Genomic DNA, 21,547 nt, shown 5'->3' on the forward strand with positions numbered 1-21,547 from the left:
CAATTTCTGGATTGCCCGCGGCCTTTGTTCGTGATTTGAGGCCATCTCATTCAAGGATCGCCTTCCCGCGCCATGCTTCCCCTGATCGCCCTGTTCATCGCTGCGTTCGCATTCGGCACCACCGAGTTCGTCATCGCCGGCGTGCTGCCGCAGGTGGCGGACGGCCTTGGCGTCTCCATCCCGACTGCCGGCTACCTCGTCTCCGGCTACGCCGGCGGCATCGCGATCGGCGGACCGCTGTTGACGCTCGCCACCAAGACGCTTTCCCGCAAGGCCTTGCTGCTTGGCCTTGGCCTTGCCTTCACCATCGGCCAGGCCGCTTGCGCGCTTGCACCCGACTTCGCCTCCATGTTGCTGTTGCGGATCGCGGTGGCCGTGGCGCACGGCGCCTATTTCGGCGTCGCCATGGTGGTGGCGGTCGGCCTGGTCCGCCAGGACCAGCGTGGAATGGCCGTTGCGCTCATCCTGTCGGGTCTCACGGTCTCCAATGTCATCGGCGTGCCGGCCGGCACGGCGATCGGCACAATATGGGGGTGGCGTGCGACATTCTGGGTGATGTGCGCGCTTGGTGTGGTTTCCATCGCCGCCATGGCCGCCCTGCTGCCGCGCAGGACGGGATCGTCGCGCCGGCCCGTCAGTCTCGGCAGCGAGGTTCGCGTGCTCGCGCGCCAGCAGGTCTGGACGTCGCTGATCCTCATGCTGATGCTGATGATCGGCCAGTTCGGCCTCTTCACCTACATCACGCCGACGCTGCTCGAAATCACCGGCCTCGACGAGGGTCTCGTGCCCTGGGTGCTCCTGCTCAACGGTGTCGGCGCGACGATTGGCGTCTTTCTCGGCGGGCGGCTCGCCGACTGGAAGCTGATGCCGTCGCTCATCACCATGCTTTTCATGCAGGCTGTGACGCTTGCCGTCATTTACGCGGTCAGCCCATACCCGGTGCCGATGGTCGTGGCGATCATCGTCTGGGGTGGCCTCAGCTTTGCTATCGGCACGCCGATCCAGACCCGTATCCTGACCTGGACGGCGGATGCATCCAACCTTGCCTCGTCGCTCATACCCTCCGGCTTCAATGTCGGCATCGCGCTGGCCGCCTCGCTCGGCGCTGCCATGCTCAACGCCGGTTATGGCTATCGCAGCCTGCCGGTGGTTGGCGCGATCGCCATGCTGGTCGCCGTAGCGGTGGCGCTCGCCTCGCATATCCGGGAGTGGCACAGCAGGGCTGCACCGCCACTGCCGGCGGCGGCGGAATAAGGTCAGGGCTTACAATTCGATCCGGAAGCGCAGGCTTTCCGCCCCGCCATAGGCGGCATCCTCGAAGAAGCGTCCGACCAGTCTGCCGCCATTGGCGAGGATCACCTTATGCGATGCCGGATTGCCCAGCTTGGCGGTGATTTCGACATAGGGCAAGCCGACCGCCCTCGCCTCGGCGAGCATCAGCCGCAGCGCCTCCGTAGCATAACCGCGCCGCCGCTTCCACGGCACCACGGCATAGCCGATATGCCCAAGCACATGCGGCGGCAGTTCGGCCGTGCCCGGTTGCCAGCGAAAGCCGATCGAGACCGACACTTCGCCGTCCCATATCCAGTGCCGGAAGCCTGGCAGCCGCGGCACTTTCCTGCCGTCGGGCAAGATGATCGGCGGCCCCTTTGCCAGGGGATCATCAAGGCTGGCCAGGAAGGCCACCGGATCCTCCTCGATGGCCGCGAGCTGCTCGCGCGTCGCTTCATCAAGCCGCACCTTGTCCGGCGACCAGCCACGCTCCAGTGCGGCCTTGTAGGACCACAGATGTTCAAGTGCCGGCTTGACGATTTCGACCATGGGCCATGCTCCGCTGCCCAATCCACAAGGCCGGCTAGCGGCAAATAACCCTACTGCAACAGGCCCTTGACGATGCCGCTGGCCTTGCCGAAATCCATCTGGCCGGCATATTTCTGCTTGAGCGCGGCGATCACCTTGCCCATGTCCTTCTGGCTGGCAGCGCCCGTCGCCGTGATCGCCTCGCGCGCCGCCGCCGTCACCGCCGCATCGTCGAGCTGCGTCGGCAGGAAGTCGCGGATGATGGCCATCTCGTCGCGCTCCTGCGCGGCAAGCTCCGGCCGCTTGCCGTCGTCGAAAGCCTTGGCCGACTCCTCGCGCTGCTTCACCATCTTGGCCAGGATCTGCAGGATCTCGTCGTCGCTGGCCGGCTCCTTGCCGGCGCCGCGATTGGCGATGTCGCGATCGTGAATGGCCGCCTGGATCAGCCGCAATGTCGGCAGCCGGCGCTTGTCCTGTGCCTTCATCGCGCTCTTCAGGGATTCGGCGATTTTGCCGCGCATGATGCTTTCTCCTTCGATCCGGCGCGGACAATAGCCTTGCCCAGAGCTCAAGGCAAATCCAGTACTGACCGGCAAATGCCTGATATCGTTCAATGAAATAAATCCATGCCGTACGGCATGGCCTCATTGACCGCTCTGGCACCTTATCCTATGTACTGGGCCTTGCATGAGCTGAATTTTTGTTGCGCGCGCTGGCTGCGAAATCGCTGCTGCGCGCGGTTTGCTGCGCAGAGTGGTCCGCCGGACCGGTTGAAGGTCGCAGCCTATTAGGAGTGCCGCCATGGCAATGATGACCGCCCCTTGGGCTACCGAGAAGCCGACCGCCTTGCTGGTGCTGGCCGACGGCACCGTCATCGAGGGCCGCGGCCTTGGTGCCACCGGCTCCGCCGTCGCCGAAGTCTGCTTCAACACCGCACTGACAGGCTATCAGGAAATCCTCACCGACCCATCCTATGCCGGCCAGATCGTCACCTTCACCTTTCCGCATATCGGCAATATCGGCACCAATGACGAGGACATCGAGGACCTCAACCCGGTCGCCCGCGCCGGCGCCGTCGGCGCCGTGTTCAAGGCCGATGTCACCAACCCGTCCAGCTATCGCGCCGCGGCTGGTCTCGACCAATGGCTGAAGAAACGCGGCATCGTAGCGCTTTCAGGCATCGACACCCGCGCTCTGACCGCGCTGATCCGTGAAAAGGGCATGCCCAACGCCGTCATCGCGCACGCGCCCGACGGCATTTTCGACCTCGACGATCTAAAGCGCCGCGCCGCCGCCTGGTCCGGCCTGATCGGGCTTGACCTCGCCAAGGACGTCACGTCCGGCCAGTCCTCGGTCTGGCGCGAGACGCCCTGGGTCTGGGACGAGGGCTTTGGCGAACAGATCGATCCGTCCATGCATGTCGTCGCCATCGACTACGGCGTCAAGCGCAACATATTGCGCCTGCTTGCCGGTCTTGGCGCCAAGGTCACCGTGGTGCCGGCCAGCACCGGCGCCGAGGAGATCCTCGCCATGCGGCCAGACGGCATCTTTCTCTCCAACGGTCCCGGCGACCCTGAAGCCACCGGCGATTATGCCGTTCCGGTCATCCAGGACCTGCTGAAGACCGACATCCCGGTCTTTGGCATCTGCCTCGGCCACCAGATGCTGGCGCTGGCGCTGGGCGGCAAGACCGCAAAGATGCATCAGGGCCATCACGGCGCCAACCATCCGGTCAAGGATCACACCACCGGCAAGGTCGAGATCGTCTCGATGAATCATGGCTTTGCCGTCGATGCCGACTCGCTGCCCGCGGGCGTCGAGGAAACCCATGTCTCGCTGTTCGACGGCTCGAATTGCGGCATAGCGCTGACCGGCAGGCCGGTGTTCTCGGTCCAGCACCATCCCGAAGCCTCACCCGGGCCGCAGGATTCGCACTATCTGTTCCGCCGCTTCGTCAATCTGATCCGTGAAAAGCGCGGTGAGCCGGCGCTGGCGGAGCGCGCCTGATTCAGGTTCACGCCGTTGCCGCAGTGACCTCCTTCAGCGCGGCCGGTCTTTCGACCCTGAGCACGAATGCGATCAGTGACAGAGCGAGAAAGATGCCGCCGAGAACGAAGGGCGCGCCGCCGAACACCACTGGCGCACTCGGTCCGGTGAACCATGCGAAAATTCCGGTATAGAGCAGCGGCGTGATGATGCTGGTGATCGAAAAAACGCTCGTCATCGCGCCTTGCAATTCGCCTTGCGCGGAGGGCGGCACCTTGGCCGCCGCCAGACTCCGCAGCGGCGGGTCGGCAAGCGCCTCGAGGCAGGTCGCCACGATCACCGCATAGATCATCCAGCCCTTCCATGCCGCGGCATAGCCGAAGGCGGCGAGCGCGGTAAAAGTCAGACCGATGGCGGCGGTCCGCCATTCGCCGAGCCGTGGAATGACACGCGGCAGGACAAAACCCATCACCAGGGCCCCACCAAGGCCGAAGACGCCGAGCGAAAGGCCGATCTGCTGTTCGCTCCAGCCGTAGCGGTAACTGCCGACAAACGACCAGACGGCAGGGTACATCATATGGCCGAGCGTCATCAGGAAGAACACCAGCCCGATCCAGCCGATCCCCTTGTAATTGCGCATCTGCTTCAAGGCGCCGAGAGGATTGGCGCGGCGCCACTCGAACCGGCGCCGGTGGTGCTGCTCCAGCGTTTCCGGCAGGAAGAACCAGCCGACGATGAAGTTGATGAGAGCAAGCACCGCCGCGCCCCAGAACGGTACGCGCGGCCCGAATTCGCCGAGCAACCCGCCCAGCACCGGGCCGATGATGAAGCCGACACCGAAGGCGATGCCGAGCAGGCCGAAATTCTTCGCCCGGTTCTCGTCGGTGCTGACATCGGCGATGAAGGCGGACGCGGTCGAGTAGCTGGCGCCGCTGATGCCGGCCAGCACCCGGCCGATGAACAGGACCGAATAGGACCAAGCCACCGCGCAGATCAGATTGTCGATGGCGAAGGTCAGCACCGAGGCCAGCAGGATCGGGCGGCGCCCGAAGCGGTCGCTGAGATTGCCGACCAGCGGCGCGAACAGGAACTGCAAGGCCGCGTAGACGAAGAACAGCCAGCCTCCCTCGATCGCCGCTTCGCTGACACCGACGCCGGTCAACTCCCTGAGATAGGCCGGCAGCACCGGCATGATGATGCCGATGCCGGTGATGTCGAGCAGCAGCGTGGTGAAAACAAGCGCAAGGCCCCGCCTGGCGGTTTTGGCTTCGATCATGACGGTATCGACTCCTGGAGCCGCCTCAAGCGAAGGCGGAAGGTTTGTTATAGGTGAGTCAGCCGCACGGAACAATAAGAGAACACGCTGAGGATCTTCATCCTGACATCAACTGTCGACAGCGATGCGGAGATATCCTGCATCGCCGCCAGCGCTTCGACGGTCGTTCGACAGGAAAGTCGTAAAACCTCAGATCGGGGTGTTGAAGGTATCGCAATCCGAAAGCTTGCCGCTCCTGTAGCCACGCGCCAGCCATGTCTGCCGCTGCTGCGAGGTGCCGTGATTGAAGCTCTCCGGCACGACATAGCCCTGCATCCTCTTCTGCAGCGTGTCGTCGCCGATCTGCTGGGCGGCGTTCAGCGCCTCTTCCATGTCGCCCTGCTCCAGGATGCCTTTTTGCCCGGTGAAATGCGCCCAGACGCCGGCGAAGCAGTCGGCCTGAAGTTCGACCTGCACCGACATATGGTTGGCGTCGGCCTCACCCATCTGCTGCCGCATCTGGTTGAACTTGGGCAAAATGCCGGTGAGGTTCTGCACATGGTGGCCGACCTCATGTGCGATCACATAGGCTTGGGCGAAATCGCCCGAGGCGCCGAATTGCTGATCGAGTTGCTGGAAGAAGGTGGTGTCGAGATAGACCTTGCGGTCGCCGGGACAGTAGAAAGGTCCTGCCGCAGACGAGGTGGAGCCGCAGGCCGAGCGGATCTGCCCGCTGAACAGGACCAGCTTCGGATCTTCATAGGTCAGGCCCTCGGCCTGGAAAATGCCGGTCCAGGTGTCCTCCGTCTCGGCCAGGACCGTCGAGACGAACTGCTTCATCTCGTCGGAGGCCGGCGCACCGGTGCCGCCGCCCTGCCCGCCGCTGTTGTCGGTGATCTGACCGCCACCGCCCGGCACCAAGCCGCCATCGCCGCCGGCCAGGATCTGCAGCGGGTCGATGCCGAACGCCTTCAGCCCGAAATAAAGGACCACGAGAATGACGATGGTCGACAGCGACATTCCGCCGCCGGAGCGGCCGCCAATAGGGATGCGGAATTGGCCGGGCCGGCCGCCCGGCAGGTTGAACCCACCACTCTGGCCGCGTTCGTCCTCGACATTGTCACTCTGACGACGACCCTTCCAGAGCATGGCAAATCCTCGTGGTGCATGTATCGGCAACCCGCCAATCCCGTGGCCCGGTCCGACCCAACAAACAATTATCTCAATGGTTGCGCCAAGTCACAGTATTTTTCGCATGAAGGGGGCTCCGCCGCGTTGCAGCCGTCAGGGCACGCTGGGCAGAGGGGCAGGTCGATCGCAACATCGTAGTTCTCGGCGTAATCCGAGCGTAACCATGAAGCGCGACCGTGCAGCGAGCCCTACTATCGGCCAGTTGAATGCCGGACGCCACGCTGCCCGCGGACACTCTGTCTGCTCCCTTCTGGCTCTTGGCGGCTACGCTCAGATCTTCTGCTTGGCGCCGGCGCTCTTGCCGTCCGAGCTTTTCGAGCGCTCGTCGAAGCGGGCCGCGCCCTTTTTGAGCGGACGGCCGGTATCCGCTTCCGTCTTGCGCTCATCCTTCGCCGCGGCTTGCTTTAATCCCTTTGCCGCTTGCTTGCCCTTCGCTGTCGGTGCCTGTTCAACGCCCATTATATCCTCCTCGGCCTCGCGCCAATCGCGTGGCACGATCTCAAACGCAGCGGCAACGCGGCGGTTCCGGCAGGACTGTCGACAATGGTGGTAGGCTTAGCGTGTCGCCGTCATCGCCTTGCGAAACGCTTCAAGCGTCTCGGCGCTAACATGGTGCTCGATGCCCTCGGCGTCGATACGCGCCGTCTCGGCGCTGACGCCGAGCGAGCGCAGGAAGGCTTCCACCGTCTGATGGCGAATGCGGCTCTCTTCCGCGACCTTGCGGCCGGCATCGGTCAGAAACACGCCACGGTAGGGTTTCCTGGAAACGAGCCCATCCGCGCACAACCGCGTCAGCATCTTGGCTACGGTCGGCTGGGCGACGCCGAGGCGCGCCGCGATGTCGACCTGGCGTGCCTCGTTGCCGTCCTCGATCAGGTCGGCGATGAGCTCGACATAGTCCTCGACCAGCGCACTGCGGCGCGCTTCGCGCGTCTGCCTGAACCCCTCAGAGTGAATTTCAGCATCAAGCAGCGGCTTTTCGCGTGGGACCGGTCTGTTCTTCAGCGCCAATACGCGCTCCTCCTCGACTTTCGCGGATGGGCCGGCATTTATCATTCATAGCACGGGCTTCTATTCTTCTGGCCGTTTATTTGCATTCGACGGCAGGCGCAACCAGCGTTTCCGATTCACCCGCGCCTCGCCAACAAGAGGCGTCACTTAGAAGCACAAACAATGAAATATAGCATATTGCATAATGTTCAACCCTGACCTAGATAGAGTGGCAGCTTAGCCGATCCAGCGGAAAATCCCCCATGTCAGAAGCCGAAGCCGCAGCAGCATCCCGAACCATGTGGCGATTTGCCCGGCCGGAAGACGACGAGCAGCCAAGCTTGCGCGAGGTCAACGCCTCGATCGCGGTGCCGCAGTCCGGGGTCTGGTTTCGCAGGCTGTTCGCCTTCATGGGGCCGGGCTATATGGTGTCGGTCGGCTACATGGACCCCGGTAATTGGGCGACCGACCTCGCCGGCGGCGCCCAGTTCGGCTACACGCTGCTCTTCATCATCATGCTGTCGAACCTGATGGCGATCCTGCTGCAGGCGCTCGCCGCCAGGCTCGGCATCGCCACCGGACGCGACCTCGCCCAAGCCTGCCGTGCCTATTATCCGCGACCGGTCAATTTCATGCTGTGGATCGCTTGTGAGCTGGCCATCATCGCCTGCGATCTGGCCGAGGTCATCGGCACGGCGATTGCCCTGCAACTGCTGTTCGGCATTCCGCTGGTCGGCGGCGCCGTCATCACCGCCCTCGATGCCTTCCTGCTGCTTCTCCTGATGAACAAGGGTTTCCGTTTCCTCGAAGCCTTCATCATCGCGCTTTTGATCATCATCTTCGGCTGCTTCGCCATCCAGATCTTTGCCGCCGCACCGCCGGTCGGCTCGATCCTGCATTCCATGTTCGTGCCGTCGTCGGAGATCGTCACCAACCCGGCGATGCTCTACATCGCCATCGGCATCATCGGCGCCACCGTGATGCCGCACAATCTCTATCTGCACTCCTCGATCGTGCAGACCCGCGCCTATGAACGCACCGACAAAGGCAAGCGCGACGCCATCAAATGGGCAACCACCGACTCGACCATCGCCTTGATACTGGCGCTGTTCGTCAACGCCTCCATCCTGATCGTCTCGGCGGTGGCCTTCCACGGCACCGGCCATCAGGACGTCGCCGAGATCGGCCAAGCCTTCGAGCTTCTGTCGCCGCTGCTCGGCCTCGGCATCGCTTCGACCCTGTTTGCGGTGGCGCTGCTTGCCTCCGGCCTGAATTCCACGGTGACGGCGACGCTCGCCGGACAGATCGTCATGGAGGGTTTTTTGCGCCTGCGCATCCCGCAATGGGCGCGCCGCCTGCTGACGCGCGGCATCGCCATCGTCCCGGTGGTGATCGTCACCGCGCTCTATGGCGAGAAGGGAACCGGCCAGCTCCTCGTCTTCAGCCAGGTGATCCTGTCGATGCAGCTCCCCTTCGCGGTGGTGCCGCTGGTGCAGTTCGTCTCCGACAAGCGCAAGATGGGCAATCTGGCCATCCCCCGGGGCGTCGCCGTGCTGGCCTGGGCGGTCGCCGCCCTCATCCTGGTGCTCAACTTCAAACTGCTTTACGACACCGTCGTCGGCTTCGGCTGAGGGATTCTCTCGTGCATCGAGGACAAATCGTGGGCTTGAGGCTAGCGCGACAATTCAGTGAATTGCGCTATCCTCTCTCGCATCATGACCGGAATTGCCGAAGCCCGAAAATTCTACGCGCGACTGATGGCCGCCAATGCAGGCTCGGCCGATCCGCGCCTCGAAGAGGCGTTCGCCGCGGTGCCGCGCGAAGCCTTTCTCGGCCCCGGACCGTGGACCGTGGTCGCCAACGGCGGCAAGGTCGAAACGCCGAGCGCCAACCCGGTGCACATTTATCAGAACGTGCTGGTGTCACTCGACGCCGACAAGGGCATCAACAATGGCGAGCCGTTCCTGCACGCCATGTGGATCGGCAAGGTGGCGCCGAAGCCCGGCGAGACCGTCACCCATGTCGGCGCCGGCACCGGCTACTACACTGCCCTGCTGGCACAGCTGGTTTCGCCGGGCGGCGCGGTCACCGCCTTTGAGCTGGAACCCAGTCTCGCCGACCGCGCGAGAGAGAACCTCAAAGCCTATGGCAATGTGAGCGTCATCCCAAGCGATGCGGTGGTCGGCGGCCTGCCACCGTCCGACATCATCTATGTCAATGCCGGCGTCGCGGCACCCCCGGCCGAATGGCTGAAGGCGCTGAAGCCCGGTGGCCGCATGATCTTTCCGTGGCGTCCGGCCGAGCGCGTCGGCCTCGCGGTGATGGCGACCCGCACGGCTAAGGGATTTGCCTGCGACCCGTTCATGCGGTCATGGTTCATCCCTTGCATCGGCGCCTCGCTGGCAAGCCCCGCGGCGAAAATCCCCGACCGCGAGAAGGCCGCACGCAGCCGCTCGATCTGGCTGACCGCCGACAAGGCACCGGACCGCACCGCCACCGCGATCATCGGCGACGTCTGGTTCTCGTCGCAAAGTGTTGGCGACAGGCGATTGCAATGAAGTTGCCAAGGCGAGGCATCCCGTGCTTGCCGCTCGCCGCCGGCTGGAGCGGAATTTTTTCCGGTCCCTGTCGGGCAGGCATCCGCCCACGCGTCCTTTGGCCGAAATCCGGCTCCAACGGCACGGATGATGAGAAAGGAGAATCCGATGAGGAAGATCATCACTGCGACATTCGTCAGCCTCGACGGCGTCATGCAGGCGCCTGGCGGACCGGACGAAGACCCGGTCGGCGGCTTCGAATTCGGTGGCTGGACGTTCCATTACTGGGACGACATCGGGGGCGCTTTTATTGGTGAGACCTTCGCAGAACCCTTCGCGCTGCTCCTCGGTCGCAAGACCTACGACATCTTCGCTGCCCATTGGCCGTACCAGAAGAGCGGTCCTATCGCCGACAGCTTCAACGCCGCCACCAAATATGTGGCAACGCACCGGCCCGATACGCTGTCGTGGCAAAACAGCCAGTCGCTGGGCGACGATGTCGTGGCCGCGCTGCGCCAACTCAAGCAGGAGGATGGGCCCGACCTGCTCGTCCAGGGGTCGAGCGAGTTGATCCAGACCTTGCTCGCCAACGACCTGATCGACGAGATCAGCTTGCTGATCTTCCCGCTGGTGCTGGGCAAGGGCAAGCGGCTGTTCGGCAGCGGCGCAATGCCGGCGGCCTTCAAGCTGAACCGCTCGCAGTCATCGACTACCGGCGTCATCATGGCAACTTATGAGCGCGCCGGTGAGATCAAGATTGGTTCCTTCGCCCAGGAACAACCGTCCGAAGCCGAGATCGAGAGGCGCCGGACCTGGAAGTAGACGCCGCGCCACTGTGTTAACAGGGGATGGCCGGGCACCGGCCGTCCCTTTGCAATTTTGTCGATCACGCCGCCTGTTGCCGCCGCGCCAGCCCGTCGCGGATGCAAGTGGCAAATTCCCGCGCTGCCGGCCCGACACCATGCTTCGGCAGGTGCAAATTGATCGAGAAATTCGGCAAGGCTGGAAGCTCCGGATCGGCGGACAGAATATCGAGATCGGCCGGCACGGTGGAGGCCAGCCAGGTGGTGACGGCCAGGTCCGAACGCACCGTCGCCGTCGTCGCGTCGAGGTTGCCGTTCTCGAACACGGTCCGCCATTCCAGCCCATGCTCGTTGAGCGCCGCCAGCACCGCTGGGCGGAAGGCGCAGGTGTCGGCCACCATCGAAACCGGCAAAGGCCGCTTGCAGCGGGCTATGCCGCCTTTGGCGCCGACCCAGACCAACCGGTCGATGGCGAGGCATTCGCCGGCAGACGGACCGACCGGTTCCTCGATTACCGCAAGGTCTATCGTGCCAGCTGCCAATGCCGCCGCGAGCTCCGGCGACGAGTCGCAGACCAGCGAAATCTCAATCTGCGGATAGGTCTCGGCATAGGTCTTCAGCACCGGCGCAAGCGTAGTGCCAACCAGATCATACGGCACGCCGACCCGCACCTCACCCGCGACAGCGCTGGTTGCCATCTCGGCCCATATCTCGTCATTCAGGGCGAGCAGGCGCTTGCCCTTGCCGAACAGTCGCTCCCCAGAACGGGTCAGTCTCAGGCCGCGCCGGCCGCGCTCGAACAGGCTGCAGCCAAGAACCTCCTCCAGCCGCTTGATCTGCTGGCTGACGGCACCTTGCGTCAGATGCAGCGCGTTCGCCGCCGCCGTCATGCTGGCCTTGTCGGCGACAGTGACGAAGGTCCGGACCAAGGCCGTGTCTAGATTGCGGATCATGATTTGCATTATGTTCTCTAATATCGACTATGACAAACATTGTATTTACTGATGCGTGCCCATGCTTAGCATGCTGGTTCCCAGCAGAGGAAACAGCATGTTTGAGACCATCTTTCCGCTCGTTCTGTTTGCGCTGGTCTCGACCTCCACGCCCGGCGTGGCCACGACCTTGTCGACTGCGTCCGGGGCACAGTTCGGCTTTCGTCGCTCGGTTCCGCTGATGGCCGGCAGTGCGGCCGGCCTGGCCACGGTGGCCGCGGCAGGTGCGGCCGGGCTCGCCGGCCTGTTGGCGGCTGCCCCGTCCTTGCAACTGGCGATGAAGATCGCCGGATCGCTCTACCTGATCTGGCTCGCCTTCAAGATCGGCCGCAGCGGCCCACCCAATCTGGACGTGACCATGACCAAGCCGAACAGCTTTCTCGGTGGCGTCGGTCTGCAGTGGATGAACCCGAAGGGTTGGGCGATGGGACTGGGGGCGGCGGCATCTTTTGCAGCACTCGCCAGCGGACCGCTGCAGCTTGCCCTTTTGCTCGGCGCAGTCTTCGGCCTGGCAGCCGCGCTGTCGCTGTCGGCATGGTGCATGGCCGGCACGCTGCTCGCCCGGTTGCTGAGAACCGAGCGGCAGTGGCGCGTGCTCAACGCCGTGCTTGGCCTGCTGCTCGCCGCCTCGATCATTCCGATGTGGCGGTCGGCGTAGACGCCAACCGCCACGCCTTGGTTCAAGCCGCGTAGCGCGCAGCCGGTTTGTCAGCGTGCAGGCTGCCGTAGAAGGCTTGCCGGGCGCCAAGGAAAGTGTCGAGCTTGGCCGCATCGGCAAGCGCCGGCGCGGTAACGGCTTCGCCCCTGGCCAGGCCAACAAGTGCGGCGTCGACCAGATCGTCGGCCGTCATGATGATCTCCTTCGGCAGGCTATCGATATCGCTTCCGGCAACGTCCCAGAAATCGGTTCGGGTAGCCCCCGGCAGCACGACCTGCGCCTTCACCTCGGTGCCGGCGACTTCGCGCTGCAAGGCCTCGGTGAAATTGACGACATAGGCCTTGGTGCCGCTGTAGATGCCGCCGAACGAGGTGTCGAAGGCGAGCACCGAGGCGATGTTGACGATGGCGCCGCGGTTGCGCGACAGCAGCCCCGGCAGCACCGCGCGCGTCAGCCGCGTCAAGGCGACGATATTGACCTTGATCATACGCTCGGCGAGGTTGGCATCGGCTGTCGCCACCACTTGCGCCCCGCCGAGGCCGGCATTGTTGACCAGCAGCGTGACGCTCTCGTCGGACGATATGGCCTGCTCGACGAGGCGGACATCGTTGTCGTCGGCGAGGTCGGCACTGATGACGCTGACCTTGCTTCTATAGGCATAGCGCAACGTCTCCGCCAGTTCCTCGAGCCGGTCGGCGCGGCGCGCCACCAGCACGAGATCATAGCCTTGCCCCGCCAACCGATCCGCATAGACCGCGCCGATACCCGACGAGGCGCCGGTGACGACCGCCGTACCTTTGTTGCTTTGTCCACTCATTGTCCTGTTCCTTCTGCTTGACTGATTTGCTTCGCTTCAACCTGGGCGCCGGTGCCATGAGCAATCGCCACTGGCGTCGCCGGCTAGCTATCCGATCTCATTTAGTGGTATATGCCACTATTTGCGAAGTAGGCATATGCCATTATCTTGTCAATGATGGAACCGAAGATTATTTGTGCGGCGGCTGGACATCATGCCGCCGCCAAGGAAACACGATGCCGAAAGACACCCTGCCCGGCCTGACCGTTTGCAACAACGCCATGCTGCGCCGCGCGACGCGCAAGCTCGGCCAGTTCTATGACGATGTGCTGGCTCCCTCGGGCCTGAAGGCCACCCAGCAGGGCCTGCTCTACCAGATCCATATCGGCGACGAGCCGGCCATGGGCGCCATTGCCGCGGCCCTCATCATGGACCTGTCGGCACTCGGCCATACGCTGAAGCCGCTGATCCGCGACGGTTATGTCGAGACCTTCGCCGATCCGGACGACCGCCGCATCAAGCGCGTGCGGCTGACGCCGCAGGGCCTGGTCAAGCTCGATGAAGCGATGAAGCTGTGGCGCGTCGCCCAGCAGCGTTTCGAGGACATGGTCGGCAAGGAGCAGGCGGCGAGGTTGCGCGCGGCGCTGGATGACATCGCCGCGCTGGATTTTGACCTGCCGCCGGCAGCGACCTGAGATCTCAGGCGGCCGGCAGCAGCCAGACTTTATTCGGCCGGCATGGCAACCGCCCGGGCCGCCCGATGGCCTGCCAGCACGACGCCAAGACCCGCGATCGGGAACACTGCCGCCACCAGGCCGAGATCAGCCGGCGCGCCGTAGCGCAGCACCGCGCCCCCGACGACGGCGCCCAGCGCCACGCCGAGATAGAGCGCCGAGGCGTTGAGCGACAGCACGATGGGCGCTGCGTCGGGCGCCAGCCTGATGATGCGGCTGGCCTGCGCCGGCGGGAAGGCCCAGCCGACGATGCCCCACGGCACCATCATGGCCATCAGCGCCGGACCGGCGACGCTGTGCGGCAGGAATGTCGGGATCAGCGAAAACGTGACCAGCATGACCGCGCTCAGCGCCAGCGACCAGCTGACGGTGCGTGTTGCGCCGAAGCGGTCGGCGGCCTGCCCGCCGACGATGTTGCCGATGACGGCGCCGACACCGAACGCCAGCAGCATGCCGGGCAGCGCGATCGGGCTCAATCCCCCGCCTTCGATGGCCAGCGGCGCGATAAAGGCAAAGACCGTGAAGGCGCCGGTGAGCGCCAAAAGCGTGGTCAGCAGGATCGATGGCACACCGGGGCGAAGGCTTGCGGCCAGCCGTTGCCTGAGCGGCAGCCTGGTGCCGACAATGCCGCGCGGCAGCCGGTACCACAGGATCGCGCCGGCCAGCGCGCCGAGCCCGGCGATGGCAAAGAACGTGCCGCGCCAGCCGGCGACGGTCGCAACAAGCGCTCCGAGCGGCGCGCCGACCGCCACCGCCACCGTGGTGCCGCCGACGACGACGGCAATGGCGCGGGCGCGGTGATGATCGTCGACAAGCGCCACGGCCGTCCCTTGCGCCGTTGCCGCGAACAGGCCGGACGACAGCGCCATGACGATGCGCGCGATCAGCAGCAGTTCGAAGGAGGAACTCAGCGCCGCAGCCAGATTGCCCAGCACGAAGAACACCAGCGTCCACAAGATGACGCGCCGCCGGTCCCATTCGCCGGTGAGCGTCGCCAGGATCGGCGCACCGATCGCATAGGCGAGCGCAAAGGCGGTGATCAGCGTCCCGGCGAGTGGAACGGAGATGGCGGCATCAGCAGCGATGTCGGGCAACAGGCTTGAAATGACGAAGCCTTCGGTCGCGATCGTGAATGACCCGAGCGCAAGCCAGATGAGGCGCTTGTCCATGTCAAAGTCCTTAGTTCAAAAGTTATTGAACAATTGGACATAACAGCGCATGATGTCAATGAGCTCACGCACATTAATCGAAGCCTGCTGACAGCCCGGTGTCAGGACAGGCCCGAATGAGGTCAAAAACCGCCACGCCCCACCAAGGAGGATACGCGTTGAAATCTGCCCAAGCTGTGCTTAATTCCAGGGCATGAGCCTGCCCCATCCCACCGTCGACCAGATCAGCCTGCCGAACGTGCTTGCCGTGCTCGGCGACCCGACGCGGCTTGCCATCGTGCGCTACCTCGCCAGCAAGGAGGGCGTGCCGCTGAATTGCAGCCAGTTCCTCGATCTCGGCTCGAAGACCAATCTGAGCTATCATCTGGCCAAATTGCGCGAGGCGGGCGTCACCCGCGCCGAAGTGGTCGGCACCAGCCGGCTGATCACGCTGCGCCGCGACGATCTCGACGCCCGCTTTCCAGGCCTGCTCGACAGCGTCATTGCCGCTGCCGTCGATGATACGGCGCTGCCCGTGGTCGGTGCCCACGAGATCAAAACTCACGCTTGAAGGTTCCTCGCTCCCGCAAAGCGGGGGAGAAACGCTGCCCTGCCTACGGAGCTGCCCACATGCGCGTTGCCGTCCTCGCCGATATCCACGGCAACATCCAGGCGCTGGACGCCGTGCTTGACGATCTGCGGCAGCGCGGCGGCGCCGACCTCGTCGTCAATCTCGGCGATTGCGTCTCCGGCCCGCTCTGGCCGCGCGAGACGTTTGCGCGGCTTGAGGCGCTTGATCTGCCGACGGTGCGAGGCAATCACGACCGCCGTGTCGCCCGCGATCCGCTCGACGACGCGATGTGGCCCTCGGACCGCTACGCGTACGACCGGCTGACGCCGGCGCAGCGCGAGGCGCTGTTCGCCTTGCCTCTCACGCTGGAGATCGCGCCGGGTGTCACCGCCTTCCACGCCCGACCCGACCACGACGAAAAATATCTGACCGATACGATGGCCGATGGCCGGCTGGTGCGCGCACCGCTTGCCGCCATCAAGCGGCGGCTGGCCGCGCTCGACCCCGCTTGCCGCATCGTGCTGTGCGGTCACAGCCACCGCGGCGAACTGATCCGCATCCCCGACGGCCCGGTCATCTTCAATCCGGGCAGCATCGGCTGCCCTGCCTATGACGACCCAACGCCGCCGGCACATGTTTCCGAGCAAGGCTCGCCGCACGCACGCTACGGCATCGTCGAACTGGGTGGACCGGGCCGCCCCGACCGCTTCGAGGCCATAGCCGTCGACTACGACCACGAGACGGCGGCACGGCAGGCCGAACAGGCGGGACGGCCGGAATGGGCCTACGCGCTGCGCACCGGATTTATGCCCGGCTGAGCGAGGTACGAGCTCATGCCGCCCGGCTGAGCGAGGTACGAGCTCATGCCGCCCGGCTGAGCGAGGTACGAGCTCATGCCGCCCGGCTGAGCGAGGTACGAGCTCATGCCGCCCGGCTGAGCGAGGTACGAGCTCATGCCGCCCGGCTGAACGAGGTACGAGTTCATGCCGCCCGGCTGAACGAGGTACGAGTTCATGCCGCCCGGCTGAACGAGGTACGAGTTCATGCCGCCCGGCTGAACGAGGTGCGAGTTCATACCCCACGCTGAACGCGGAACGCGTCTCATGCCTCAGAACGCGGAATGCGTTCATGCCCGGCTGAGCGAGGCACGAGCTCATGCTCGGCTGAATGCGTTCATGCCGCCAGGCTGAATGCGTTCATACCGTCCGGCGAGCGAGAGCTGAACTTGTTCATGCCCGGCGGAACACCTTCATGCCGGCGCCGCATTTTCGGGGTTACCTAGCGCCGTGTCGTCCCTTATAAACCGGCTTGGCATGCGGTGGCGCTTCCGTGCCCGGCCGCGCCCTTCGGTAATGCAATCTATCGCCCACGGCCAGGTGATGAGGCGCACAATTTCGCTCCGAACGACGCTGCACGCGCTGATTGCCATGCTGCTGACGGCGATGCTGCCGGCCAGGGCCGAGGAGGTCGTTTCGATCGTGACCGACCTCGCTCCGGGCGATCTCCTGAATGTCCGCGCCACGGCATCGGCGATGGGCAAGGTGATGGCCCGGCTGCCGAATGGTACGAGCGTCAACAATCTCGGCTGCAACGACGTCAACGGCTACCGCTGGTGCAAGGTTGCAGAGATTGACAACCCGCAACTGACCGGATGGGCGCCCGCGCGCTACCTGAACCCCGAGAATCCGGCGGCCGTTTCGGATGAGGATACCGAGACGACCGGCGAAAGCGCTGCCCCTGCAGCCGAGGCCTCGAACCCGGCAGCCGTGGATCAGCCGCTGCCCGACCTGACGGCGCGCCTGGGCGCGACCGGTCCCGAACCCACGATGACGGCGGCTGAGGCCATTGGCAGGGCCGCCATCGAGGATGCTTACCGCCTGGCGCTCGCGGCCAGCGGAAACCCGTCGACCGGGGAGATAGCGACGGCGGAGGCGCCCGTACAGAATCGCGCTGCCAGTGCGGCGCCTCCGGCAGACGCACAAGCCGTCGCGCGGCTGCAGCCGCCAGGGACGCCAGCCCCCGGTGCCGGCAACAAGATTCCTTGCGCGCGCTATCTCGGCCAACCGATGACCAGCTGCAAGGCAGGCGTTGTGCACACGGGCGACAAGGCCGAGGTGACCGTGACCTGGCCCGACGGCGGCACGCGCGTCATCAGCTTCGCCGCCGGCCTGCCGGCCAGTTCCGATGCACCGGGCGAGTTCCGCTTTACCCGCGAAGGCAGCCTGAACATGATCCGCGTCGGCGTCTCCGAGCGTTTCGAGATCACAGATGCTTTGGCGGCCGGAGGTTAGACGTCTTTCGGAACGCTGGCGAAGGAATGAGACGCTCGTTCGCTCATTCGCAATAGCCCACACAAACCTGCATTTTAGGGGGTTACATCGGGCAAAACTCTTCCCTATAAGGCCCTCCTAGCCTGATACCAGAATCGCGAGCACAACCGGCCGGGTCTTCCCGTCCGGTTTTTCGTGCAAGCCGCCCGCCGAACGGACCTCGATATGCCAAGACGCACCGACATCAAGTCGATCCTGATCATAGGGGCCGGCCCCATCGTCATCGGTCAGGCCTGCGAGTTCGACTACTCCGGCACCCAGGCCTGCAAGGCACTCAAGGAAGAGGGCTTTCGCGTCATCCTGGTCAATTCCAACCCGGCCACCATCATGACCGACCCGGAGCTAGCCGACGCCACCTATATCGAGCCGATCACGCCCGAAGTGGTGGCCAAGATCATCGCCAAGGAGCGGCCGGACGCGCTGCTGCCGACCATGGGCGGCCAGACCGCGCTCAACACCGCTCTGTCGCTGCGCCGCATGGGCGTGCTCGACCGTTACGATGTCGAGATGATCGGCGCCGACGCCACGGCCATCGACAAGGCCGAGGACCGCGCGCTGTTTCGCGAGGCGATGAGCAGGATCGGGCTGGAAACGCCGAAGTCGATGCTGGCCAACGCCACCGACGTCAAGAACGCCGACCGCAAGACGCATGAGGCCGAGCGCGCCGCGCTGAAAGCCGAGAAGCCCGCCAATCTCGACGCCGCGCTCGATGCGTTGGAAACGCGCTGGAACCTCGGCGAAGGCGACCGCAAGCAGCGCTATATCAGCCACGCCATGGCGATCGCCGCACAAGCGCTCGACCATGTCGGCCTGCCCGCCATCATCCGCCCGTCCTTCACCATGGGCGGCACCGGCGGCGGCATCGCCTACAATCGCGCCGAATTCTACGACATCGTTCAGTCCGGCCTCGACGCCTCGCCGACCACCGAAGTGCTGATCGAGGAAAGCGTACTCGGCTGGAAGGAGTACGAGATGGAGGTCGTTCGAGACAAGGCCGACAATTGCATCATCATCTGCTCGATCGAGAACATCGACCCGATGGGCGTGCACACCGGCGACTCGATCACCGTCGCCCCGGCCCTGACGCTGACCGACAGGGAATACCAGATGATGCGCAACGCCTCGATCGCGGTGCTGCGCGAGATCGGCGTCGAGACCGGCGGCTCCAACGTGCAGTTCGCCGTCAACCCGGCCGACGGAAGGCTCGTGGTGATCGAGATGAACCCGCGCGTCTCGCGCTCCTCCGCGCTGGCCTCCAAGGCGACCGGTTTCCCCATCGCCAAGATAGCCGCGAAACTCGCCGTCGGCTACACGCTGGACGAACTGGAGAACGACATCACCGGTGGCGCGACACCGGCCTCGTTCGAGCCGAGCATCGACTATGTCGTGACCAAAATCCCGCGCTTTGCCTTCGAGAAATTCCCCGGCGCTGAGCCGGTGCTGACCACCGCGATGAAGTCGGTCGGCGAGGTCATGGCCATCGGCCGCACTTTCCAGGAATCGCTGCAGAAGGCGCTGCGTGGGCTGGAAACCGGCCTGACCGGTCTGGACGAGATCGAGATCCCCGGCATCGCGCACGGTGCGGCCGATCATGCCGACGACCGCAACGCCATCCGCGCCGCCCTTGGCACGCCGACGCCCGACCGGCTGCGCATGGTGGCGCAGGCGATCCGCATGGGCACCTCGCTCGAAGACGTGCACGCCATGTGCAAGATCGACCCGTGGTTCCTCGAGCAGATCGCCGGCATTCTGGCCATGGAAGACCGCATCCGCGAGCACGGCATCCCCGAGGACGCCGCCAATCTGCGCATGCTGAAGGCGATGGGTTTTTCCGATGCCCGCCTCGCATCCCTGGTCAGGAAGGACGTGGAGGAGATCGAGAAAATTCGGCGAACGCTCGACGTTCATCCGGTTTACAAGCGCATCGACACCTGCGCCGCCGAGTTCGCCTCGCCCACCGCCTACATGTACTCGACCTATGAGACGCCCTTCGCCGGCGCGCTCGCCAACGAGGCGCAGGTGTCAGCGCGAAAAAAGGTCGTCATCCTCGGCGGCGGCCCGAACCGCATCGGCCAGGGCATCGAGTTCGACTATTGCTGCTGCCACGCGGCGTTTGCGTTGCGCGACGCCGGCTTCGAGGCGATCATGGTCAACTGCAATCCGGAGACCGTCTCGACCGACTACGACACCTCGGACCGGCTCTATTTCGAGCCGCTGACGCCGGAGGACGTGCTGGAGATCCTGCGGGCCGAACAGGCGTCGGGCGAGCTGGTCGGCGTCATCGTCCAGTTCGGCGGCCAGACGCCGCTGAAGCTGGCGGACGCGCTGGAGAAGGCCGGCATCCCGATCCTCGGCACCTCGCCCGACATGATCGATCTCGCCGAGGACCGCGACCGCTTCCAGAAGCTGCTGCACAAACTCGGCCTCAGCCAGCCGAAGAACGGCATCGCCTATTCGGTCGAGCAGGCCCGCCTTGTCGCCGGCGAGCTCGGCTTCCCGCTGGTGGTACGCCCCTCCTATGTGCTCGGCGGCCGCGCCATGCAGATCATCCACGACGAAAGCATGCTGCAGACCTACCTGCTCGACACCGTGCCCGGCCTGGTGCCGGAGGACATCAAGCAGAAATACCCCAACGACAAAACGGGCCAGATCAACACGCTCTTGGGCAAGAACCCGCTGCTGTTCGACACCTATCTCTCGGGCGCCATAGAGGTCGATGTCGATTGCCTGTGCGACGGCAAGTCGACCTTCGTCTCCGGCATTCTTGAGCATATCGAGGAGGCCGGCATTCATTCCGGCGACAGCGCCTGCTCGCTGCCGGTGCATTCGCTGCCCTCGGAGCTTGTCGACGAGCTGGAGCGCCAGACGGCCGCACTTGCCCGCGCGCTCAATGTCGGCGGCCTTATGAACGTGCAATACGCGATCAAGGACGGCACCGTCTATGTGCTGGAGGTCAACCCGCGGGCGTCGCGCACCGTGCCCTTCGTCGCCAAGACCATCGGCCGTCCCATTGCAAAAATAGCCGCCCGCATCATGGCCGGCGAGGAACTGGAAAATGCCTTCGCCCATTACGGTGCCATGCCCGACCCCAGAAATCCCGGCCACATCGCGGTCAAGGAAGCGGTGTTCCCCTTCGCCCGCTTCCCTGGCGTCGACATATTGCTCGGCCCCGAAATGCGCTCGACCGGCGAGGTCATGGGCCTCGACCGCGACTTCGCGCTGGCCTTCGCCAAGAGCCAGTTAGGGGCGGGTGTAGATCTCCCCCGCGCGGGCACGCTGTTCGTCTCGGTGCGCGACGAGGACAAGAAGGGCATACTGCCGGCGGTCAAGCGCCTAGCCGGCCAGGGTTTCAAGGTAATGGCCACGTCAGGCACCGCCCGCTTCCTCGCCGAAAACGGCGTCGTCGCCGAGAAAATAAACAAGGTGCTGGAAGGCCGCCCGCACATCGAGGACGCCATCCGCAACCGCCAGGTTCAGATCGTCTTCAACACGACTGATGGCCAGAAGGCGGTGTCGGACTCAAAATCGCTGCGCCGCGCAACGCTGATGCAGAAAGTGCCGTACTACACGACGCTGTCCGGCGCGGCTGCCGTGGCCGAGGCGATTGCTGCGCTGCGGGCGGGGAGTTTGGAAGTGCGGCCGCTGCAGGAGTATTTTGCCTGACGCGGATCAGACTAATTCCCCGCCATCCCCATGGCCATGAAAGTAAATATTTATAAATTTTAACTTTCTCCGCGTCTTTGTTATGCTTCGCCG

21 protein-coding genes are annotated in these 21,547 nt (G+C 64.5%); 11 read left to right on the plus strand and 10 right to left on the minus strand.

Annotation, left to right across the window (positions count from 1 at the left end; translation table 11 throughout):
* The first annotated feature begins 72 nt into the window (after positions 1-72).
* Positions 73-1,254: an MFS transporter gene (locus EJ066_RS00295; protein WP_126034285.1), complete on the plus strand. Its 1,182-nt coding sequence runs from the start codon at positions 73-75 to the stop codon at positions 1,252-1,254.
* A 9-nt stretch (positions 1,255-1,263) separates the two neighbouring features.
* On the opposite strand, the gene EJ066_RS00300 is transcribed toward EJ066_RS00295, so the two are convergent.
* Both EJ066_RS00300 and EJ066_RS00305 read right to left on the minus strand, forming a co-directional pair.
* Positions 1,264-1,821, minus strand: a complete 558-nt coding sequence (locus EJ066_RS00300) for a GNAT family N-acetyltransferase (RefSeq protein ID WP_126034286.1) — start codon at positions 1,819-1,821, stop codon at positions 1,264-1,266.
* A gap of 50 nt (positions 1,822-1,871) precedes the next feature.
* Positions 1,872-2,321: a GatB/YqeY domain-containing protein gene (locus EJ066_RS00305; protein WP_126034287.1), complete on the minus strand. Its 450-nt coding sequence runs from the start codon at positions 2,319-2,321 to the stop codon at positions 1,872-1,874.
* A gap of 280 nt (positions 2,322-2,601) precedes the next feature.
* On the opposite strand from EJ066_RS00305, the gene carA reads away from it, so the two are divergent.
* Positions 2,602-3,807: a glutamine-hydrolyzing carbamoyl-phosphate synthase small subunit gene (carA, locus tag EJ066_RS00310; RefSeq protein WP_126034288.1), complete on the plus strand. Its 1,206-nt coding sequence runs from the start codon at positions 2,602-2,604 to the stop codon at positions 3,805-3,807.
* 7 nt (positions 3,808-3,814) lie between these two features.
* Here carA and EJ066_RS00315 read toward each other — a convergent pair whose 3' ends face one another.
* From EJ066_RS00315 to mntR, 4 genes are all read right to left on the minus strand, one after another.
* Positions 3,815-5,062: a TCR/Tet family MFS transporter gene (locus EJ066_RS00315; protein WP_126034289.1), complete on the minus strand. Its 1,248-nt coding sequence runs from the start codon at positions 5,060-5,062 to the stop codon at positions 3,815-3,817.
* Positions 5,063-5,251: 189 nt separating this feature from the next.
* Positions 5,252-6,190 (minus strand): neutral zinc metallopeptidase, encoded by a 939-nt coding sequence (locus tag EJ066_RS00320; protein WP_126034290.1) that lies wholly within the window; start codon positions 6,188-6,190, stop codon positions 5,252-5,254.
* A gap of 312 nt (positions 6,191-6,502) precedes the next feature.
* A complete protein-coding gene (locus EJ066_RS00325) occupies positions 6,503-6,691 on the minus strand; it encodes a hypothetical protein (protein ID WP_126034291.1) in 189 nt (62 codons plus the stop codon).
* Between the two features lie 96 nt (positions 6,692-6,787).
* Positions 6,788-7,243, minus strand: coding sequence for a manganese-binding transcriptional regulator MntR (mntR, locus tag EJ066_RS00330; RefSeq protein WP_189644408.1), 456 nt, complete (start codon positions 7,241-7,243; stop codon positions 6,788-6,790).
* A gap of 242 nt (positions 7,244-7,485) precedes the next feature.
* Here mntR and EJ066_RS00335 point away from each other — a divergent pair, with 242 nt between their 5' ends.
* From EJ066_RS00335 to EJ066_RS00345, 3 genes are all read left to right on the plus strand, one after another.
* Positions 7,486-8,853 carry an Nramp family divalent metal transporter gene (locus tag EJ066_RS00335; protein ID WP_126034293.1) on the plus strand — a complete coding sequence of 456 codons (1,368 nt, stop codon included), beginning with the start codon at positions 7,486-7,488 and terminating at the stop codon, positions 8,851-8,853.
* A gap of 84 nt (positions 8,854-8,937) precedes the next feature.
* Positions 8,938-9,780, plus strand: a complete 843-nt coding sequence (locus tag EJ066_RS00340) for a protein-L-isoaspartate O-methyltransferase (RefSeq protein WP_189644499.1) — start codon at positions 8,938-8,940, stop codon at positions 9,778-9,780.
* A gap of 147 nt (positions 9,781-9,927) precedes the next feature.
* Positions 9,928-10,581, plus strand: a complete 654-nt coding sequence (locus tag EJ066_RS00345; RefSeq protein ID WP_126034294.1) for a dihydrofolate reductase family protein — start codon at positions 9,928-9,930, stop codon at positions 10,579-10,581.
* Between the two features lie 64 nt (positions 10,582-10,645).
* Here the strand turns inward: EJ066_RS00345 and EJ066_RS00350 are convergent, their stop codons facing one another.
* A complete protein-coding gene (locus EJ066_RS00350) occupies positions 10,646-11,515 on the minus strand; it encodes a LysR substrate-binding domain-containing protein (RefSeq protein ID WP_126043696.1) in 870 nt (289 codons plus the stop codon).
* Positions 11,516-11,612: 97 nt separating this feature from the next.
* On the opposite strand from EJ066_RS00350, the gene EJ066_RS00355 reads away from it, so the two are divergent.
* A complete protein-coding gene (locus EJ066_RS00355) occupies positions 11,613-12,212 on the plus strand; it encodes a LysE family translocator (RefSeq protein WP_126034295.1) in 600 nt (199 codons plus the stop codon).
* A 22-nt stretch (positions 12,213-12,234) separates the two neighbouring features.
* On the opposite strand, the gene EJ066_RS00360 is transcribed toward EJ066_RS00355, so the two are convergent.
* Positions 12,235-13,029: an SDR family oxidoreductase gene (locus tag EJ066_RS00360; RefSeq protein WP_126034296.1), complete on the minus strand. Its 795-nt coding sequence runs from the start codon at positions 13,027-13,029 to the stop codon at positions 12,235-12,237.
* Positions 13,030-13,244: 215 nt separating this feature from the next.
* On the opposite strand from EJ066_RS00360, the gene EJ066_RS00365 reads away from it, so the two are divergent.
* Positions 13,245-13,703 (plus strand): MarR family winged helix-turn-helix transcriptional regulator, encoded by a 459-nt coding sequence (locus EJ066_RS00365; protein WP_126034297.1) that lies wholly within the window; start codon positions 13,245-13,247, stop codon positions 13,701-13,703.
* Positions 13,704-13,732: 29 nt separating this feature from the next.
* On the opposite strand, the gene EJ066_RS00370 is transcribed toward EJ066_RS00365, so the two are convergent.
* On the minus strand, positions 13,733-14,911 hold the full coding sequence (locus EJ066_RS00370) for an MFS transporter (RefSeq protein WP_126034298.1): 1,179 nt from the start codon (positions 14,909-14,911) through the stop codon (positions 13,733-13,735).
* Between the two features lie 193 nt (positions 14,912-15,104).
* On the opposite strand from EJ066_RS00370, the gene EJ066_RS00375 reads away from it, so the two are divergent.
* Both EJ066_RS00375 and EJ066_RS00380 read left to right on the plus strand, forming a co-directional pair.
* Positions 15,105-15,461, plus strand: coding sequence for a helix-turn-helix transcriptional regulator (locus EJ066_RS00375; RefSeq protein WP_126034299.1), 357 nt, complete (start codon positions 15,105-15,107; stop codon positions 15,459-15,461).
* A 59-nt stretch (positions 15,462-15,520) separates the two neighbouring features.
* Positions 15,521-16,279: a metallophosphoesterase family protein gene (locus tag EJ066_RS00380; RefSeq protein WP_126034300.1), complete on the plus strand. Its 759-nt coding sequence runs from the start codon at positions 15,521-15,523 to the stop codon at positions 16,277-16,279.
* On the opposite strand, the gene EJ066_RS00385 is transcribed toward EJ066_RS00380, so the two are convergent.
* Positions 16,246-16,476, minus strand: coding sequence for a hypothetical protein (locus tag EJ066_RS00385; RefSeq protein WP_126034301.1), 231 nt, complete (start codon positions 16,474-16,476; stop codon positions 16,246-16,248). The genes EJ066_RS00380 and EJ066_RS00385 overlap by 34 nt on opposite strands.
* A gap of 412 nt (positions 16,477-16,888) precedes the next feature.
* Between EJ066_RS00385 and EJ066_RS00390 the strand changes: the two genes are divergently transcribed.
* Positions 16,889-17,752 carry an SH3 domain-containing protein gene (locus EJ066_RS00390; protein ID WP_348629280.1) on the plus strand — a complete coding sequence of 288 codons (864 nt, stop codon included), beginning with the start codon at positions 16,889-16,891 and terminating at the stop codon, positions 17,750-17,752.
* A 204-nt stretch (positions 17,753-17,956) separates the two neighbouring features.
* A complete protein-coding gene (gene carB / locus EJ066_RS00395) occupies positions 17,957-21,454 on the plus strand; it encodes a carbamoyl-phosphate synthase large subunit (RefSeq protein ID WP_126034302.1) in 3,498 nt (1,165 codons plus the stop codon).
* Positions 21,455-21,547: the final 93 nt, after the last annotated feature.

This window comes from Mesorhizobium sp. M9A.F.Ca.ET.002.03.1.2 (assembly GCF_003952365.1).
GTDB lineage: Bacteria > Pseudomonadota > Alphaproteobacteria > Rhizobiales > Rhizobiaceae > Mesorhizobium.

Bases quoted from the DNA above. Each gene is read 5' to 3' on its own strand.
- EJ066_RS00320 (WP_126034290.1), bottom strand. From the start codon at position 6,190: ATGCTCTGGAAGGGTCGTCGTCAGAGTGACAATGTCGAGGACGAACGC.
- EJ066_RS00315 (WP_126034289.1), bottom strand. From the start codon at position 5,062: ATGATCGAAGCCAAAACCGCCAGGCGGGGCCTTGCGCTTGTTTTCACC.
- carA (WP_126034288.1), top strand. From the start codon at position 2,602: ATGGCAATGATGACCGCCCCTTGGGCTACCGAGAAGCCGACCGCCTTG.
- EJ066_RS00360 (WP_126034296.1), bottom strand. From the start codon at position 13,029: ATGAGTGGACAAAGCAACAAAGGTACGGCGGTCGTCACCGGCGCCTCG.
- EJ066_RS00375 (WP_126034299.1), top strand. From the start codon at position 15,105: ATGAGCCTGCCCCATCCCACCGTCGACCAGATCAGCCTGCCGAACGTG.
- EJ066_RS00365 (WP_126034297.1), top strand. From the start codon at position 13,245: ATGCCGAAAGACACCCTGCCCGGCCTGACCGTTTGCAACAACGCCATG.
- EJ066_RS00380 (WP_126034300.1), top strand. From the start codon at position 15,521: ATGCGCGTTGCCGTCCTCGCCGATATCCACGGCAACATCCAGGCGCTG.
- EJ066_RS00390 (WP_348629280.1), top strand. From the start codon at position 16,889: ATGCTGCTGACGGCGATGCTGCCGGCCAGGGCCGAGGAGGTCGTTTCG.
- EJ066_RS00370 (WP_126034298.1), bottom strand. From the start codon at position 14,911: ATGGACAAGCGCCTCATCTGGCTTGCGCTCGGGTCATTCACGATCGCG.
- EJ066_RS00305 (WP_126034287.1), bottom strand. From the start codon at position 2,321: ATGCGCGGCAAAATCGCCGAATCCCTGAAGAGCGCGATGAAGGCACAG.
- EJ066_RS00350 (WP_126043696.1), bottom strand. From the start codon at position 11,515: ATGATCCGCAATCTAGACACGGCCTTGGTCCGGACCTTCGTCACTGTC.
- EJ066_RS00295 (WP_126034285.1), top strand. From the start codon at position 73: ATGCTTCCCCTGATCGCCCTGTTCATCGCTGCGTTCGCATTCGGCACC.
- EJ066_RS00335 (WP_126034293.1), top strand. From the start codon at position 7,486: ATGTCAGAAGCCGAAGCCGCAGCAGCATCCCGAACCATGTGGCGATTT.
- EJ066_RS00340 (WP_189644499.1), top strand. From the start codon at position 8,938: ATGACCGGAATTGCCGAAGCCCGAAAATTCTACGCGCGACTGATGGCC.
- EJ066_RS00385 (WP_126034301.1), bottom strand. From the start codon at position 16,476: ATGAACTCGTACCTCGTTCAGCCGGGCGGCATGAACTCGTACCTCGTT.
- EJ066_RS00300 (WP_126034286.1), bottom strand. From the start codon at position 1,821: ATGGTCGAAATCGTCAAGCCGGCACTTGAACATCTGTGGTCCTACAAG.
- EJ066_RS00325 (WP_126034291.1), bottom strand. From the start codon at position 6,691: ATGGGCGTTGAACAGGCACCGACAGCGAAGGGCAAGCAAGCGGCAAAG.
- EJ066_RS00345 (WP_126034294.1), top strand. From the start codon at position 9,928: ATGAGGAAGATCATCACTGCGACATTCGTCAGCCTCGACGGCGTCATG.
- EJ066_RS00355 (WP_126034295.1), top strand. From the start codon at position 11,613: ATGTTTGAGACCATCTTTCCGCTCGTTCTGTTTGCGCTGGTCTCGACC.
- carB (WP_126034302.1), top strand. From the start codon at position 17,957: ATGCCAAGACGCACCGACATCAAGTCGATCCTGATCATAGGGGCCGGC.